The sequence below is a fragment of the Neobacillus pocheonensis genome, from assembly GCF_050477905.1.
GTDB lineage: Bacteria > Bacillota > Bacilli > Bacillales > Cytobacillaceae > Neobacillus > Neobacillus pocheonensis_A.
In genome coordinates, this window is the sequence record NZ_JBCNAD010000129.1 from 1 (window position 1) to 967 (window position 967).

Genomic DNA, 967 nt, shown 5'->3' on the forward strand with positions numbered 1-967 from the left:
CTTAGCGTGGTTTTTTTCCGAAATGCTGGCGGTACCCCATGCCCATCAACTTAAGGATAGAAACTCTACGGTTTTCCATTAATTGAAATGAACAAACTTTTAAACAGTATAATCCTCTTAAAAATGAGCATACGAAATAAACCCTAACGGGTTTCATTTTTTTCTTATGCAGCTTTCTTTTGTTTTCTCAATCCATTATACTCATAGACAACACCCATAATATCAAAGATAGTTTTCTTCTCATATCGATGGGATTTCCGGCCATTTTTCTTTAGTAGGGTAAACAGGCGGATTAAAATCTTTGTTAGATCTTGGGTGTTTCTCTGTATCGCTTGATATAACAGCGATACATGATCTTGAATCATCCCAATTGCTTTATATTCACTTAATTCTCTTTTGTTCTTTTGCAACAGAAGTTGACGCATCTTAAACATCGTAGAAGAACATATAAAAATGGCAATGAGTTTTCCATACACATGGCATTCTAATCGCTCTTGTTTGATAGTTTGCCAATGATGAATTTGAAATAGAGATTTCCACGTTTTAAATATGATTTCGATCTGCCAGCGGAGGGAGTAAAAATCATGGATTTGTTCCATCGGAACCACTTCCCAAGGCGTATTCGTAACATATATGTTGATACCCGTTAATCGTTTACTCTTTTCTGAAAACGTAATGCCCTTTTTACTTTCCGTATAGCCTTGTTTTTTTCTACGTTCCAGTATTTGTTCCTCTGTTAAACGGTAGATAATTACACGCGTAAATAATCTTTGATTCTTGCCAATATACGACTCTTTTATTTCATACGTTTGTCCTGGTTTTAACGTGTGCATAATGTTCTCTAAATCAACTTGAATATACTGTGATTGCTTTTTTACGGTTCCGTTTCGAAAGTATTCTGGAGACGGATTTTTTATATAAACAGTATGGTTTAATTTTAATCTGGATATATAGCACACGCCACGTT

General features: G+C 34.9%; 1 protein-coding gene. It reads right to left on the reverse strand.

Annotated elements, in window-relative coordinates; translation table 11 throughout:
* Positions 1-164: 164 nt before the first annotated feature.
* Positions 165-967, reverse strand: an 803-nt coding sequence (locus ABES02_RS29980; RefSeq protein ID WP_430141749.1) for an IS4 family transposase, incomplete at its 5' end; no start/stop codon positions are given.